Raw genomic sequence first — 15,927 nt, 5'->3', positions numbered from 1 at the left:
GCGTCTGCTTAGGCGGCGGAGACATCGCTTAGCTGTACGACGCTCTTGCCGTATTTGCGCCTGTAAGCGGCAATGAAATCGTCATCCCTACAGATGCAGCGGCCGCTGGAATCCTTGGCCTTCGGATCGTGCAAGTGGGAGCCAAGTGGGCGCAGAAGATTCACCCGAGTGCTCGTCGTCGGGCCCACGGGAAAACCCGCGCTATGTTTGACGAGCTCGGCGGCAAGCATAATCCCGGCAAGCGCTGACTGGAAGGCCATCGGAACCACGGTTCGAACGCGGCGACTTCCATCACTGAGCTGGAACACCAGACCGCCGCAGATAGCCTGCTGATAAAAGGAACGCAGGGGCTGGCCAACAAACGGGGCTAGCGGTTCAAACGGCACAGCCATCGCTGTAGCCACCCGAATTACAAAGTCGTTGGGAACTCCGGCATTGGTCTGCAGGAGCGTTTTCACCTGCTCGTGTGCTTCCGGTATTCCGAGTTCCTCGGCAATCAGCTGGTGCTCGTCCTTGGATTTCCCGGACGGCAGGTACATGCAACAAAGGCAAGCTTGGCCGTCATCGAACCCGTGCCGCGAGATGCCGAGGTCGTGCTCCTGGGTCCAGGCATTCGCGATCCATCGGGGCAGAGCACCTTGGACCGCCAGACGGTCGGCGGCGGTGTCAAGCGCCACACCCACTCGGTCGAAGACCCAGTCGCCGTGGCGCGCAACATATTCTGCCCACGTCAGCGGGTGCGCCTCGACCCCAAGGGCCGTCGATCTAAGGGCGGTGGCTGCAAGAACCGCCTTGGACATGCCAATCTCCGCCTGGCCGGCCAAGGCGTAGCGCTGCAGGTTTGAGAGTTCGATTGCTTCGTGATCGATTACATGCAGACGACCCGTGAGACCGGGTTGTCTCGCTAGCGCCCAAAGCGAGCCATGGCCTATCGCACCGAGCCCAACGAGGTGCGTTTCGCCAAGGTCGACAGGTATGTCGATCGGGTCTGCCTCGCCGGTTTTGGTCTTTTCGTAGCTGTATAACGAGAGGTCGATGGTTTCGTCCAACTCGGCGCCGGTCAGCTGGGCGGCGAAGATGGTTCGAAAGACGTTGGCGGCGCCGAAGCAACTGGCGGCGCCAGCTCCATAGGGCAGCAAACTCGAGCCTGAGCCCACCGGGTCCGTACGCGACAGCTTTGCCGCCCAACCGTCCGATCCCATGAAAAAGGTCGGGCACCGGAGTGGTGGGCGCGTCACCCCTGCAACTACGCAGATGGTGGCAGACTTGCCGGAACGCCGGATGCCAACTTTTGGATTTATCGACTTTGCCAAGCGCTCCAGCGCTTGGGCTTGAGAGCTTGCCGCGCTGCCCAGCGGGAGTATCGCCAGAACTGGATAGAGCCTGGCGAGCAACCTCACCGCTAGATCTAGTGTCGCCTGGCCTTCGGCGCAGGAAGCGGCTTGATCGTCAAAGGCGACGGCCACGACCTGCTTTTCAAGAGCTGCTTTAAAGTCCTCCAGATGAAAATCGGCTAGGACCTGAGATGCCGCCGTGGCGGCGCGGTCGATGAAGTTAGCGAGTGCCATTGTTCAACTCGTTATTGTGATCATTCGCGACAGTGCCGCGGAAGGGAGCGCATTCCAGTTGGCTTTTCCGTCGAGCCGATAGGCGGCGACTCGAGCAAAATCGAAAGGCTCGCGGGCGAAATTCGGCACTACCAGCGACAGACACCCAACCGTGGTAGCAACCGCATAAGCATCGTCGGTCGTCGAATGGTAGGCTCGGCCCGGATGGCTATGGATCTGGGCCAAGAGTTTCAGGCCGCTATTGTAGAGCCAGACATTAAGCCGGTGCAGTTCCTCGGCCGGAACCATCACGCAAACACCATCGCCCGTCCGAATGTGACGCTGCGCCGGGATAACGGTCTCTGTTACGGCAAAATGCTGGTCTTGCTGAACGCCGACCCAGAGCGCCATCCCCTCATTGCCTTCGCGACCAACCGAGCGCAGATGCGCATGCACAGTCGAGATGCAGTGGCGCGGGAGCGTCACGGTCGTTACATCCATCAAAACGCTCATTCCGGGATGGCGGATGGGGGTACTACCATCGCTCCCACTGAGATTTGGAACTGATACTGTATCTGCTCCACGGGGCCGGTCCCGTACTTGATGATCTTGTCCAGGATAAAGGCCAAACAGCCTTCGCCAGAACCCCGGTGGAGAAGCCATGAGTCACCTGAATGGGCTGGATTGTCGTGGTATTCCCGGACGCCTGCCATGCACAGGAATGGCGTATGTTCCGCACTGTTGGCCTGGAGGAAGTCCGATAGCGAGAGAGCTTTCTGCTGCATGAGGACCGAAATCATATCCGGTGGGGTTCCGGGTAGATGCGGTCGTCTGAGCATACTTAGCAGTAAATCCTTGCGGGCAACCGGCCGGCGGGTAAAGGGGTCGACGAAGACTACCGACGGAGGTCGGAGGTCGTAATTGGAGAAGTCGATCTCGACAGCTGCACCGATTATCTGTGGCCTTATCTTGGGCGGTGCGAAGATGAAGAAGGCAGTAGGGAATCTCGCCTCGATCAGGAAACAACCCTGAGCCCGGTAAGCGCCCGCCTGTGTTTGGAACCAGCCGATCTGCCGATCGAATTTCGCTCGCGAGACCGCAGGGTCCACAGTCTGGATTTCAGGCACCTGCTACACCCGCCTTCAGGCTGAGGAACAGGGTCACAATGTTCGCGAAACCGAAATCGCCAACTTTTTTGTCAACGTCGAGCAGGTTGCCGGCCTCATCCTTGAATTCCCAATTCTCGGCCGGCTGGGCGACGTTCTGCGTGTTCTCAAGGGCTTTGGCACGAACGACGTGAAGCGGCTGGTTGGGATTGGCTTCGACCTGCGTGGGCTGGCCGTTCACCACCACCGTGATCTCGATCTTGCCTGGCCCGCCGCCGTGATCGCCCTTACCCGAATCCTTCGACATTTGTCCTACTCCTGTGGCTTGCCAACCGGCCCCAGGCGCTTGTGCCCACCTGCTAGTGAGACCGGCGATCTTCAATCGTCCACTCGGCGCCACGGGCCGCGAGTACGCAAAAGACAGGGGATAAGCTACCGAATCGGTGCTACCTTCTTTTATGCGTGACTTGAGCGGCAAGTAAACGGGCTGAAATTGCGCTTCACAACTATAATCGATTAGAGCAATACGAAAATATTGGCGATACACCTATTTCATGTGCTCTTTCACGCGCCTGCTCCACTGACAGCCCCCGTGCAAGTCCGCCGGCCGGTATGATTTCAGGTTCGATTGGGCGGGCGCTGTGACGGTTTGGCTGCGGCGGCTTCTAGCCGCTGCAATCTTGACGGAGGGTTTATCGAATAGGCAATCACGCGGAGCTTTAGAGTTGGTGATCCGAGCGCGGCCTATTCGAGAGGTGGCTCGGAAGCAGGTCGCCGTAACCAACTCCGGGTACCGGGATAGTCGCGACGAGAAGACGGGACTGTCCGGATTGACGTGAGTGGCTGCACCGAATCGTCGCCCGGGTGTGCCCGAAGAGTGATGTTATCCAGCTAACTTGTTGCGTGGCCGGATCCGTTTGCCGCCGCCGGGGTCGGTGCGGAAGGCCGGAGCAAACGCCTGCGCCATCAACATCGGCAGCGGCAGCGGCCAGCGCAGGCTTTTTGCCAGCACCAGGTTCGCGTCGCGGCGCAAAACTCCTGGCGGTGGCGCCAAAATTGCGTGCCAAGGGCGCCGGCGAGGTAATCCAAAGACTGCTCGACGAAGACGCCGTTTCGGGCTCGCTGACGACCAAAAACCTGTCCCGCTTTGCGGCGCGGCGCCTGTTCGACCGGCTGCAACAATTGGATGCCGTGCGCGAGCTTTCCGGTCGCACCACGTTTCGGCTTTTTGGACTCTAGCGATGAGCGAGGCTTCTCTCCGCCGCAACCCGAACGAACAGCCTGTGCTGCTCGACACTGAGCTCGACCACCTGCCGCCGGACTGCGCTGGCGCGAATGGATGGGGCGCGTCGAAGCGGTGATCTTTGCGGCAAATGAACCGGTGACACGCAGTGTCCTCGCGCGGGTGGTGGGAAGAAGCTGCAATATCGAGCTGATCATCGACGACATCCGCGCCGAGCTCGCCGGCCGCCCCTATGAGCTGGTCGCGGTCGCCGGCGGCTGGCAGCACCGGACCAAGAAAATTTTTGGCGACGCCATCCGCGCCGCCTTCGGCACGGCAGCGGGCGAGGGGCCAAAAGAGCTGACGCAATCGGAGGCGCTGGTTTTGATGTGCATTGCCTACTTCCAGCCGATCACGCGCGCAGAACTGTCGAGCTTTTTCGGCAAGGAGGGTCGCGCGACCTGATCGGCGTGCTGCGGGCGCAGGAGCTGATCGCCTCGGGGCCGCGCTCGCCGCAGCCGGGCGCGCCTTACACCTATGTGACGACCAAGACTTTCCTGTCGCAGTTCGGGCTCGACACGCTGCGCCAGCTGCCGGATTTCGAGGCGCTCGAGGATGCCGGCCTGCTGTCGAAGGAAAAGCTGCTGGCCGGCGATATTCCAGCCGGGTTGGCTAACGGGGAGGGCGAGGACGATCTCGTTGAGGACCAGGTGTCGTGAGCGGGCGTTGTCGCGTTGCGATCCCAGAGACAACGATGACTCAGGACCAGGACGACTGATTGTGCGGCAGCCGGTCATCGGGATCGTGAACCGCGACATGATCGCCGTCGACAAGATTGGCCGGAAAGACCACCAGATTGGTGCCGCCGGCGTGGCGCAGCGACGGGAACAGGATGCCGCGAAGCCCGGCCGTGATGACCAGGTCCGCAAGCTTCCACGATGGCGGGATCTTCCTGTCAATGCGAGCGATCTGGCGCCAGGCACAATCCCATTCCTTCCAGGCACCGTCCCAGATGTCCGGGTCGAATCCCTGCGAAAGGTCGGCCACCTGGCCGAGCGTGATCTTGTAGGCGGCAAGCGTTGCCGGCGGGACGATGCTGGCGCCCTGCTTGTATTCATCAAGAGCCGTCTGCGTCGAACGGGACAGATAGAGTGCTTCGAGGCCGGGCCGGTTGAAACGACCGCCGTCAATCGCTGCGCCTGCACCGCTGGTGGGCAGGAAGGCCCATTTGGGTGTCAGATAGCGATGGAAGATCTCGTCCGGCCCGACTCGGGTGATTTTCACCCGCGCGCCCCGTTCTCGAGATCCCGGATGAAGGCCAGGACTGCTTCGACCTGGCCGTCGGCGACGAGCTCGGCCGCCGTGCGATGGCCATAGTCGGCGATCGGTTCGTTGCGGTACCAGTAGATCGCCTTGTCGACGTCGCCGGTGAGCTCCGTTGCGGCCGAGATCACCTTTACCATCTCGCGCATTCGGCCCTGCAGGCGCTCCGATGACGGGTTGCGCAGCGTGTTGCGGTGAACACCGGTCAACTGCGCCAGGTTGGCCACCTTCACGCCGAGCGCCTGCGACAAGCGCTTCGGCGAGATATAAGGTGTGCGCGGCTCCTGCAGGCTGTCGACGAAGCCTGAGACCACTTTCGATTGTGCGAGCTGTGCGTGGGTCATGACAAATCTCCGACCTCTCTCATAGGCACAATATATGCACATTTGAACGCATAGCAAGTGCCCAGACGTTTCGGCGCGTCGGCGGCGTATAACTAAAAAAGCGTCCCGAGAACCTTCCAGGTCTGTTCGACAACCGGAACACCGGCGCTCGGCGATACTCCACTGACCGGAAACTGCACGAATTCCCCCTCACCAGCCTGACCAACATTCTCAAGATAATAGATCGTCTGCGAACCGGGCATCACCTTTCCGAGCCGCTTGAGATAGGCAAAGTGCTCGGTCGAAAACTCGTCGGCTCTGGTAACGACTGCCAAGATGCGCCCGTCGAGTAGCGCAAGGTCCGGAGCGGCTCCTAGGAGGACATAACCCGCGTCCAGCGCGACGGGAAAAGCGCTATCGCCCACAACGCCTGCGGCAGCGACTACCTGCTCAAGAATCGGCGAGCGATCGGCCTCGACGGCCTCGTCCTGTGACTTGGCAAGCGTGGTTTCATCGAACAGCACGCCGATTACTTTGCTCAGGTGTGCGCTGCTGCGCTGAATGAAGTGAGTCGGCGGGGAGCGCGGGTTTGTCGATGGCATAGTCTCCAGCGCGATCCGCGAGCGATCCGATTTGTCGAGCCCGATTCTCCTCGCGTACGTCTTGCCGGGGGTGCGAACGACCGCGAAGTCACCATTCTTCACCTCGGCCGTTGCAGATACGATGAGGGTCTGGCCCGGGAAGGCGACCAGGCCCAGCGTCGGAGCCCTCAGGGTGAATAGCGACACGTCACCGAGTGACGCCAGGTCTAATCGCTCCATCGCCTGGTCGATTGTCGCGAGCGGGGCACCGGCCGCGCGGGCGGCCAATCGGCCGACGACAGAGATTGGCGTGCTGCGCAGCGCGACGAGCTTAATATCCGGAGTAGCTTTCTGGGCTTCCGCCACAGCCTCCTCTGGCGGCAACCTGCCCATGAACCTTGCATAGGCGAGCCAGCATGCGTCGATTGCCGAGAAGACGTCCTCGTATCCCTGCTTGACGATCTCAGCCTCGACTGGCGTGATCTGATCGGCCCGCCCGTGGTGCGCCTTGTTGATGACCTCTCTAAAAGAGGCACCTGGTTTGAGTGATGGCAGATCAAGCAGCCGGCGGAACGGTTCTTCGTTGAACGGTGGTTCGCCGCGGTTGCGAGCGTTAGCTATTTTACCGAGCAGATCGCCCATTGTCGGGTCATGCAGAACAGCTGGATCCGATGCAAGCAGATCCCACAGCTTGATCTCGATACGCACGCGAACAGGATAGACGAATTCGCGGGCGAGCCCGGTGTTGTTCGGGTCCGTCTTTTGCCAGTGCTCGCACCGAACACGGACCTCGTCGGCCACCGGGGCAAGGCTCACCGTGCACTTCGAGGTTGAGATAGCGGAGAATTCCCAGGTTTCAGTCCGAGCCTGACCCACCACGCGCTTGTCGGCGGCCACAAATGCCTCGATTGTGGGAATAAATCCGAAATCATTGCTGACGATGATCGGATTTATTCCCTCAGCGATCATCGCTGGCACTGTGGCGGCAAGATTGGCGACGTTCCCGGGATCGAGCAGATCCTGCGGGTCGTCCATGAGCATGGCGGAAATGCCGCCCGACCGGGACCAGACCTGCTGCCAGAGCGCCAGCACGAAGGCGGAGAGGAAGGCCCGCAGGGCCGAGGCGTTCATCACATAATGGGCCTCGACCAAGTGCTTGCCATGGGCCGCGAGGAACGTGAAGCCGTCGCTCTTGGCGGCGTCCAATCCCGCATATTCCGGCGCCTGGACGAAATGGGCCCTGTACATACGTTGGGACCAAGAGGTCGCCTTCTCCTGAAGATCTGTGATCAGGCCGGCGACCTGATTATGTACGAGTTCCGGGAAACTCTTGAACGGCTCGACCGCTTTGGCCGCTCGCGTTAGCTTCTCGATCCGCGCCCGAGCCTTGGCCCACCTCTCGCAAGTATCCTTGATCTGGCCTAACTGGCGGCGAATGCCGGCGAAATCGGTAGCCGCATCGAGGTAAGCCTTCAGGATACCCAATTGCCCGCGGATGGTCCGCTCGTTGGCTGCAAGCGCCGTTTCATCCGCTTCGGTCCGTACCACTTTGAGGACAGCGCCTTGCGCGAACTCGGCACGCGCGATGCGATAGCGGGAAAGCGCCATTGCCCGTCGCACGCTGCGCATCGCGGCGCGCAGGTTCTCATTGTCGGGAATCTCGGACGGCAGATCGACGCCTGGCAGCGGCTCGCGCTCGGGGGCGTCCTTCCAGGCCGCAGCGCAAAGGGAGGCGACGGCTATTGCCATTGGCTTCAGAGGCTGCGGAAAATCGGCAAGCTGGAAAACCTCCTTCGACAGGGCTTCGCCGTATACTGTGGCCAGATCATCAGGGACGTCGTCGTCGACGAACCGGCGCAGCTTCTCGGGTAGGCGATCGCGTAGACCCTTCTTCGTGTCGCGCTCCCACTCTGCCGCTGTCTTCAACATCGCGGCGTCGGCCTTGCGCGCGTCCTCCAACGCCTGTGCCACCGACTTGTCTAGCAGGGCGTCGGTGGGAATCGCGCCGGGCTGCAGGAGGCCGCGCTCGCAAAGGGGGCAGGTGACGAATGCCCGACCCGGATGAGCCGCATCGTGCCACCTCGCCACCAGGCCATAGAGGCGAACCCGATCGGCGCGATCCGCGTGTGAAAGCTGCGCCACGAGAGCCGCCGCCTCGCGTTCGATGTCCAGTAGTACGGTCTCGGCGTCCCTTAGATCCTCCTCGCTCAGCTCGCCAAGCCTCTGCGCGAGCTGCATCGAGGGCAGGCCCTTGAGCGCCGCGTTGCTGAAGCAATTCTCCGCCGCCTTGATAGCTCCGTCAAAGCGCTTGATCTCGTTGTCATTCGTGAGAGGCGGCAGGGTTCCAAGAATCAATCGGGCATCTGCAGCAGCCTGATCCTCGGCCGCCTTCAGAATTTCCTCGGCTCGCTTGAGTCCGTCCTTCCACTCATCCGGAGCGGTATCTTTGGGGGCGGCGACGCAGTTCAGGTCCGGCAGTGCCTCGCCATCCTTGAGAAGATCCGTCAGCGTGGTCACCTGCTTGGCGGCGTCGCCCTCGCACCGCTCTTTATCCTCGGTGGCTTGCTTGGGATATTTCCCTGTCAAACGCTCGTGGAGGCGACCGCTTCGGATTCCAAAATGGGCCAATGGCCGCAACCCGGTCAGGGCCGACACCGCCTGCGACAGCGTCGTCTTGTCATCGAAACGGGTCGCCGCGGCTATCCCGGGCATCAACGTGCCGACCTGGAGCGCCAGCTCCGACAATCCGAGCTTGTCTAGCCCACTGGCGGTCGCACTGAAGGCCTTCTTGCCGTCTCGCTCGAGGCGGCGTTCGACCTCGACTTCGGTTCCGTCGGCCAACGATCGGAACTTCAGGCGCACCCACGTATCCACCTGCGGCTGTCCGCCAACAGCCAGCAGCTCCTTTTCCGTGGGAATCGGCACAATCGGCGGCAGTTCGAACGAGGGGTTGGGGGCGGCGCTGTCGTTGGCGATCTGAACCGTGATGGGCGTGTGCAAGGGAGAGGGAAGGCCCTGAGAGCGATGCCCATAACCCGTCAAGCACCAGCACACGGCGCTGATCAGCGAAGTTTTGCCCGCGCCGTTGAAACCGCGAAAGAGAGTGGTATGCCGGGAAAGATCAAGCGTGAAGAGCTTCGGGTCCGCCCCGTTGTCATCGCAATGGCGGTGAAGTCCGCGGAAACGATGCGCCGTAATCGTTACCAACTGCCAGCGTTGTCGTTGGCTAGCCGGCCGTGTCGCCGGAGCGGTCACCTTGGAGGGTTTGTCCAACGCGTCCAATAGGCGATCAATCTCGCCGTCCAAGATATTGGTGTCCTTGTCGGGGTTCCAATAGGCCTGCCGATTCTGGTTGTAGAAGGCAAGCAAGGTGCGACTGTCTTCCAGGGGAAGTGAAAATTCGGCGCCGCCAGATACATGTAGAACATCGCCTGTCGCCAGATGTTGAACAACCTCATCCAGAGACAGGTCCGCGATATTTACCGCCATAGCAGAATCCCCAAACGCTTTTCCAATATTTGAAACACCGGTTGAGCCTGCTCTAGCTCTCGCTGGCCGGTCAGTGCCGAACTTCGCGTGGGCGCTTTCAGAGCGCGATTCGATGATAACAACGTTTTGCTGATCGCTATTCGATCTGGATTAAGAGCTGTCTCGCCCTGGCGATCGCCTCGTCCAGCCGCGCGCGCGATACCGCGGCAAGGCGCTCAACTCCAAGAAGATGGGCCATGTCGCGTGCAGGATCGGGCATGTCGAGAAGTCCGGGATGGTCGATCACGACCGAGGCAAGCTCGGCCAACGGTATGTCGGCAATTGAACGTCGCGCTTCCTCGTTGACCGGCTGACGGTAGGGAAGGAGATCCGAGAGCCTGCCCTTTTTCCAAATGAATTCGCCGCTCGATTCCTGCGTGCGATCCAGATCTCGCAGGTGCAGGTCGATCCTCTCGCGGATGCGGCCACCCGTGCGCAGCCAACCGTGAACCCGTGCAATGCGCTGGGCGAGAACGTCGGAGCGCAATGGGCTCTCCATGTCAACGACGGCTTCGATCATCCCGCGCAGCGTGGTGCCGTAGCTAAACTCGAAGAATTGCTCGGGGTCCGGCCGAAAGTCGGTTAGATCCGTCACACGATAGCGGCTTTGCTCGCCCTGGTTTTGGGTTGGCTCGCCGACCATTGCTGAAAATGCTGCAAAACCCGAGGGCTCGGGTGCTGTGGCAACCCTTGCCGAAACCAGCTCAACCTCGGACGTGGTCGGGAGGGGCAGGGGCTCCTCGATTGGGGCCGGAGTCTGGGCCTCCGCTTCTCCTGTCGGCTCGAGCTGCTGACCCATTTCCCAACGCGTTGTCACCTCCCTCGTCTGCTCGGTTGAATGACGCGCCCGGCTTTCCTCAAGCAGGGTCTCCAAGCTTGCGTGAAGGCGATCAGCGCAGCTCTTTGCGTCAAACCACCAATCCGTCGACCAGACACGAAGGATGGTCCAGCCGAGCCCGGTCAGAACCTGCTCGCGAACCTTGTCGCGATCCCTTGCCGTCGCCGATCGGTGATAGGTCGCTCCATCGCACTCGACGCCCGCGAGATAGGCCCCAGTCAGATCCGGGTGGCGAATTCCCAGATCAATCCGGAAGTCGGAAATCCCGACTTGCGGAACGACTGTCCAGCCGCGCTGCTCAAGATGATCGGCGACTGCTTCCTCAAACGGGGAATCGAAGCCGCCCACCGATCCAAGATCCTGGGCGGGCAATGCAATTGGGCCGCGTTCGGCATAGTCGAGGAAGGTCTTCAGATGCTGGACCGCGATCGCCTTGCTTCGCGATGGATCAATCTGGTCGGCCGTGAAACCGGAGAAGACGATCAGTTCCTGGCGGGCGCGTGTTACCGCGACGTTGAGGCGGCGCTCGCCACCGTCTCGGTTCAACGCCCCAAAGTCCATTGCTGGCGGCCTCCCGGAGGCATCCTTGTAGAATGTTATCGAGAACAGGATAACGTCTCTCTCGTCGCCCTGGACGTTCTCCAGGTTCTTCACGATCGTCGGCTCGACCCGGTCTTCGGCAAAAAACCATTCGAGTTCCGGATGGTCTCGGCGTGCGGCATCGAGCAGGTCCAGGATCAGTGACTGCTGTTGCGCATTGAAGGTGATCACGCCCAAAGTCGGGCGACCGTTCTCCGGCAGGGCCAGCCAGCCCACCATCCGGGTGACTGCCTCGCGCACGACCGCCATGGCCTCGACCTTGTTGGTGCGGCTCTTGCCACGGTCATAGACGCCATCAGGAACCCGGTGCAGGCGAACCGCGCGGTCATCGACAGCCGGCGAGGGGAACGTGACCAGGCGGTTGTGGTAGTAGTGATAGTTGGAGAACGCGATCAGCGATTCACTTCGGCTACGGTAGTGCCATCTGAGGTCGCGCACCGGGATCCCGGACGCCCTTGCTTCATCGAGAATGCTCTCCAAGTCCTTCTCGTGATCCGCAATCTCCTCTTCGTCCTCATTGCGGCCGAAGAAGTTGGTCGGCGGCAGTTGCTTGGGATCACCCACGATGATTGTCTGCCGCGCTCTGGCTATGGCGCCGACTGCATCCCAGGTGGTGATCTGCGAGGCCTCGTCGAAAATCACCACGTCGAACAAAGCCTGGTTCGGGGGAAGGTATTGCGCAATGGAAAGTGGTGACATCAGCATGCATGGGGCAAGCTTGGCAAAACTCTGCGGCATCTTGCCGATCATGTCACGGATGGACTGGCTCGGTCGCTGAAGCTCCATTTGATGTCGCAGCAAGCCGAGTTCGGAGTTGCGTGAAACGCTCTGTACCGGCGCAAGTCCATGGGCAAGCGCGCTGACGACCCGCTGGGTCGCATGAGTGCGCACCAGGTCGTCGATCTCGCGAAATTCCGAAATGGCGTTCTCGTGCTCGAACCTGCGGAAGCTTCGCAATACGGGATCGCCGTCGAGAACCTTCGGCAACCACCATCTGGCATAACCCGCACGAAAGGCCGACCGTGCTTGTTCGGGGGCTATCGTTCCCCTCTCGATTTGCCCAACAAGAGGCGCAAGATGGTGTTGAATCGCCTGTCTTTTCACCTGGCACCAGGCTGTCCAATCGCGAAACAGGTTTCGAGCATCCGCTAGCGCAATCAGCTTTGCTCTAAGCGCTTCAAGGCCAGGACCGTCCGAAGTATCCGCAACGTCCCGTGCTGAAATCTCGCCGAATGCCAGGCGCGCGGCCTCAAGTTCCTTGACGGCCGCCAGCAGCTGATCGCCGGCCTCGCGCAGCTGGTCGTTTTCAAGGGTGCCGCGCAGACTTGGCGCGACCGAACGGACGACGGCCCGAAATTCGTCCGGGCTGCGGCCAGGAATGCGAAGTGATACTCGAAGCCGTCGAGCAAGATCGAGGGTGCCGGCGATGGCCTTTACGTCCGTTGCCAGACCTTCGATCGGCAGTGGCTTGCCTGCCAATGGGCTTTGGTCGACCGCAGCCAGAAACTCTCTCATCCGACGGAGCAGCTGAAGTTCCTTGCCGGGGTTGGCGGTGCCACGTTGTGCTCGGCTTTGAAGCAGTTTCTGGACCTTGCTTTTGCCGATCGCCGATCTTGGCCAGAACGACGCTTCAGCATCACGCCATTGGCGATCCATGACATCCAGATCGAGGTCACGGACAGCCGCAATCTCATAGGTGGCGGAGAGCGTACGCTCGGTCTCTCGATATCCCTCGATCGAGCGCTCCAGGGCGGTGACCGCATCCGCGAAAGTCGAGAAATCCCGGTCATATGCTATCGAGATATCGCGACTGCGGGCCTGGGCCATGATCTGCGCCAACCCCACGAGCGACTGGATTTCGGCATGCGACAATGGCTCACTGGGGGCGAGACCTAGACAGGACTGATAACCCCGTACCGATGCAGTCAACTGGCCGATGGCGGCGTGCAGAGACGTCGCGGCAGCAAGCAACCTCAAATGCCAATCGCTGCTCCATTCTCCAACATCGATCAGGTCCAACTCCGGCCGACGTTCAACCGACGCGAAGACCAGGCCGACCTGCGCGGCCAGATCCTCCAGCGCTAGCAGCGTTTGAGCGTCATGCGAGTCCGGCGTCTGCCACGCGAACGCCGGTGTCGGATGATCGTTCCATTTGAGTGCAATACCCAATGCCAGATAGGGCGTCCAACCGTTCTGGTAGCGCTTGTGAAGCGCCGCGACATAGGCGTTTAACTCGTCCCGGCGCGAGCGAAGCCGCTCATTGATGGCAATCCACTGTGAGGCGTCCGCCCGGCCACCGTTCTCCCATGATGCCTTCAGCTGGGCGAGAAAATGCCTGCGATCGGCCTTATTCGAGTGCAGCTCAATACAGTGATTTCCAAGTCCGTGTTCGCGCAGCCGGCGGTAGACTACATCGAGCGCGGCAGTCTTTTCGGCCACGAAGAGAACCGTTTTACCCACCCCGAGGCAGTTGGCGATCATGTTGGCGATCGTCTGGCTCTTTCCAGTCCCGGGCGGCCCGACGATGACGAAGTCACGTCCCTCGGCTGCTGCCATGCTCGCCGATGTTTGCGATGAATCAAGGGGAAGCAGGCTTATGATGGTTGCAGGCTCATACGCACGATCGAGCTCCGCCTCATCGCGAAAGGTCGACTGGCCGCCTGAGCTCTCGAAAGCCTGCTCGGGCGTGTCGATGAGGTGGCGAACGACCCTGTTTTGACGGAGCGCGTCGGTGCGTTCGACAAGGTCCTTCCACATCAGGAACTTTGCGAAGGAGAATGTCGACAGCGCGGTCTCGTCGATCACCTCCATGCCAGGAACATCGCGCACCGCGTGTCGCATCGCCGACAGGATGCGCGGCACGTCGATCCCGCTGTCGTCGAGTGGCAGGTCGCCGGCGAACTGGGGAAGACCAAGTTCGAAATCTCGCTCCAGGAACTGGAGAAGTGTGGCATTGAAGCGTGGCTCGTCTTCATGGAAGCGGATCGTGAAGCGCGAGCTTGCGCTGCGCCGCTCAAGCCGGACCGGCACCAGTAGCAACGGCGCCCGGTAGCTGCGCTCATCCTCCGGTTTCTTCTTCCAGCGGAGGAAACCGACGGCGAGGAACAGCGTATTTGCTCCGCCCTCAGCGAAGTCGTTGCGAACTTGCCGGTAGAGGTCGATTAGCCTCGCTTCAAGCTGGCGGGCATCCAACGTGGAGGCGAGCTCATCCCTGAGCAGCGCTTCAGCCGCGAACCCGCGTTGCAGATCGCGACCGTGGACATCCCGATAAAGCTCCGCATCGCGTTCTCCCAAAGGGTTTTGCTCTGGCAGCGAAATAAGACGGACCGCGGCCCCGTTCGCCAACCTGTCTTCCAGATAGGCGACGTCGGTGCACAGGAACGGAATTGTCTTCTTCGAATCGGGGAAATTAAGCAGCCGGTTCCTGAGCGTCAGGTCGAGCAGCTTCTTTTGCCAGCGGTCGATGCGACCTGCCGCTGTGGTGGGCTTGATCTCAACGGCCTCAGCCGGCATCTCCCCGATTGCTGGCGCGGCAGGGAGCGGCAAAGCTGCGACCGCAGTTGCCGTCTCTTCGTCGGCGACGTTGCGTCGGACGGGTTCGTGCGAGGCGAGTGGCGTGATGCCGCCGCTGCGTGATCGCCGCACGTCTATGGCTGCGACGAAGGCTTGTGCCTGCTCCACCGCAAGTCGAACACTGAGCGCGTTCTGCGCGGCTTCTAGCGTCAGCGCAGGCCGGTGCGTGACGGCTGTGGTCTCAAATGCAATGAATTCGCGCGAGGCCAGCGCCTTGCGGACCTCCATCTGATCCTGCTCAACCGCATTGGCAAAAGTGCGCTTGGCCAGCCAGACCCCCACGGCCGCATGTCCATCAAACATCAGGATGGCGGGATGGAGACCGGCTGCCTCCAAGGCGGCCGCGAAGAGGAGCGAGGTATCCAGGCAGGTCGCGAGGCGCTCCTCGGCAATCGTCGTGGGGCGCCTGACCTTCTGGCCACGGCTCTCGAAGCTTGCGGGAGGCTCGGCATAGTGCAGCCCCATGCCGGCCATCGCCGAATAAATTGCGGCAGCCAGCATGTATGCCCGTTGCGGGCTTTGCGATTGGTAGCCGTCAAGGCCACTCGGATGCCCGTGCGCGGCAAGCCGTTCGGCCGCTGCCTTAAGGATCGGCGCAACGCCGGGATCATTGGGCATCACGAACGCCGGAAGCAGTTGCGCCATGTCGGCGACGCCACCCCACTCGTCGCGCGCAAGCAGCCGGACCGCCAGGCGCCGTTCGTCCAGGACCTCACCCGACGCGGACAGGCGCAAAGTAATCTCACCTCGCTCAGCCTCGTTCAGGCCTGCGAGATACCCAGCGTCAAGCTCTACCTTGCGGTCACTGAGCTGGAGCCGGTCGCCTGGGATGAGGCGGTCTACCGTCCAGGTCTTCGGCCGCAGGAACGACGGTGACGACGCAAGCTCCAGCCGGCAATTCTCAAAACTGCGAGCGGTGTCGTTATCGAGGCGGATGGACCGGATAACCGGAATCGCATTCTGATAGGATGCATAAGTGAAGCTGGACGCGACGTCGGCAACTATGGTCGAGCCAAGTGGCCTACCGGCAACTTCACTATCATTTATTACTAACTCTGAACTATCGGCAGATTGCATTGACCCCATACCCCCGCCTGGAGATTAAGCAATTTCTTGCGGATATAAAAGGCTCTTGGCTGACGGATGAATACAAAACCTTCGCTTATCCACGCGATAGATGGGGCGCGCAACAGGGGCATCAGGCCTGTCAATGCTCCCTCACAAGAAGGTCGCCGACACCCTATCCTGACTTCGAGGCCTCAACTCACAGACACTGTTGCCGAACG

9 protein-coding genes and 2 pseudogenes are annotated in these 15,927 nt (G+C 61.1%); 2 read left to right on the top strand and 9 right to left on the bottom strand.

The window, feature by feature from the left end; genetic code table 11:
- Positions 1 to 8: 8 nt before the first annotated feature.
- The 5 genes from AC1RZR_RS33735 to AC1RZR_RS33715 form a co-directional block, all read right to left on the bottom strand.
- Positions 9 to 1,568: an E2 ligase fold family C protein gene (locus tag AC1RZR_RS33735; protein ID WP_481829480.1), complete on the bottom strand. Its 1,560-nt coding sequence runs from the start codon at positions 1,566 to 1,568 to the stop codon at positions 9 to 11.
- 3 nt (positions 1,569 to 1,571) lie between these two features.
- Entirely contained in the window at positions 1,572 to 2,048 is a 477-nt protein-coding gene (locus AC1RZR_RS33730; RefSeq protein ID WP_224713146.1) for a Mov34/MPN/PAD-1 family protein, read from the bottom strand.
- An 8-nt stretch (positions 2,049 to 2,056) separates the two neighbouring features.
- Positions 2,057 to 2,674 (bottom strand): putative metal-binding protein, encoded by a 618-nt coding sequence (locus tag AC1RZR_RS33725; protein ID WP_097577013.1) that lies wholly within the window; start codon positions 2,672 to 2,674, stop codon positions 2,057 to 2,059.
- Positions 2,667 to 2,960: a DUF2604 domain-containing protein gene (locus AC1RZR_RS33720; RefSeq protein WP_027033387.1), complete on the bottom strand. Its 294-nt coding sequence runs from the start codon at positions 2,958 to 2,960 to the stop codon at positions 2,667 to 2,669. Before AC1RZR_RS33720 ends, AC1RZR_RS33725 begins: the two co-directional genes overlap by 8 nt.
- Before the next feature lie 576 nt (positions 2,961 to 3,536).
- A complete protein-coding gene (locus tag AC1RZR_RS33715; protein WP_481829628.1) occupies positions 3,537 to 3,686 on the bottom strand; it encodes a DUF1403 family protein in 150 nt (49 codons plus the stop codon).
- On the opposite strand from AC1RZR_RS33715, the pseudogene AC1RZR_RS33710 reads away from it, so the two are divergent.
- Together AC1RZR_RS33710 and scpB are read left to right on the top strand one after the other, a co-directional pair.
- Positions 3,635 to 3,892: pseudogene (locus AC1RZR_RS33710) on the top strand (DUF1403 family protein); the annotation flags it as partial. The gene AC1RZR_RS33715 and the pseudogene AC1RZR_RS33710 sit on opposite strands and share 52 nt — an antisense overlap.
- Positions 3,893 to 3,894: 2 nt before the next feature.
- Positions 3,895 to 4,594, top strand: a pseudogene (scpB, locus tag AC1RZR_RS33705) (SMC-Scp complex subunit ScpB).
- Between the two features lie 40 nt (positions 4,595 to 4,634).
- Here scpB and AC1RZR_RS33700 read toward each other — a convergent pair.
- From AC1RZR_RS33700 to proA, 4 genes are all read right to left on the bottom strand, one after another.
- Complete coding sequence (locus AC1RZR_RS33700; RefSeq protein ID WP_481829479.1) at positions 4,635 to 5,159, bottom strand: RES family NAD+ phosphorylase; 525 nt, start codon at positions 5,157 to 5,159, stop codon at positions 4,635 to 4,637.
- A complete protein-coding gene (locus tag AC1RZR_RS33695; protein WP_149904266.1) occupies positions 5,156 to 5,542 on the bottom strand; it encodes a DUF2384 domain-containing protein in 387 nt (128 codons plus the stop codon). Before AC1RZR_RS33695 ends, AC1RZR_RS33700 begins: the two co-directional genes overlap by 4 nt.
- Positions 5,543 to 5,634: 92 nt before the next feature.
- The gene (locus AC1RZR_RS33690; RefSeq protein WP_481829478.1) at positions 5,635 to 9,591 is read right to left on the bottom strand and encodes an AAA family ATPase; all 3,957 of its coding nucleotides are present in this window, start codon (positions 9,589 to 9,591) and stop codon (positions 5,635 to 5,637) included.
- Positions 9,592 to 9,727: 136 nt separating this feature from the next.
- Positions 9,728 to 15,718: an anti-phage protein ProA gene (proA, locus tag AC1RZR_RS33685; protein WP_481829477.1), complete on the bottom strand. Its 5,991-nt coding sequence runs from the start codon at positions 15,716 to 15,718 to the stop codon at positions 9,728 to 9,730.
- Positions 15,719 to 15,927: the final 209 nt, after the last annotated feature.

Source organism: Mesorhizobium bavaricum (genome assembly GCF_056781655.1).
Note: the sequence above shows the minus strand (reverse complement) of the source record. Positions and strands in the feature narration are given on the sequence as shown.

Excerpts from the sequence above, each read along its gene's own strand:
- AC1RZR_RS33735 (WP_481829480.1), bottom strand. The coding sequence starts at position 1,568 with ATGGCACTCGCTAACTTCATCGACCGCGCCGCCACGGCGGCATCTCAG.
- AC1RZR_RS33730 (WP_224713146.1), bottom strand. The coding sequence starts at position 2,048 with ATGGATGTAACGACCGTGACGCTCCCGCGCCACTGCATCTCGACTGTG.
- AC1RZR_RS33720 (WP_027033387.1), bottom strand. The coding sequence starts at position 2,960 with ATGTCGAAGGATTCGGGTAAGGGCGATCACGGCGGCGGGCCAGGCAAG.
- AC1RZR_RS33695 (WP_149904266.1), bottom strand. The coding sequence starts at position 5,542 with ATGACCCACGCACAGCTCGCACAATCGAAAGTGGTCTCAGGCTTCGTC.
- AC1RZR_RS33690 (WP_481829478.1), bottom strand. The coding sequence starts at position 9,591 with ATGGCGGTAAATATCGCGGACCTGTCTCTGGATGAGGTTGTTCAACAT.
- proA (WP_481829477.1), bottom strand. The coding sequence starts at position 15,718 with ATGCAATCTGCCGATAGTTCAGAGTTAGTAATAAATGATAGTGAAGTT.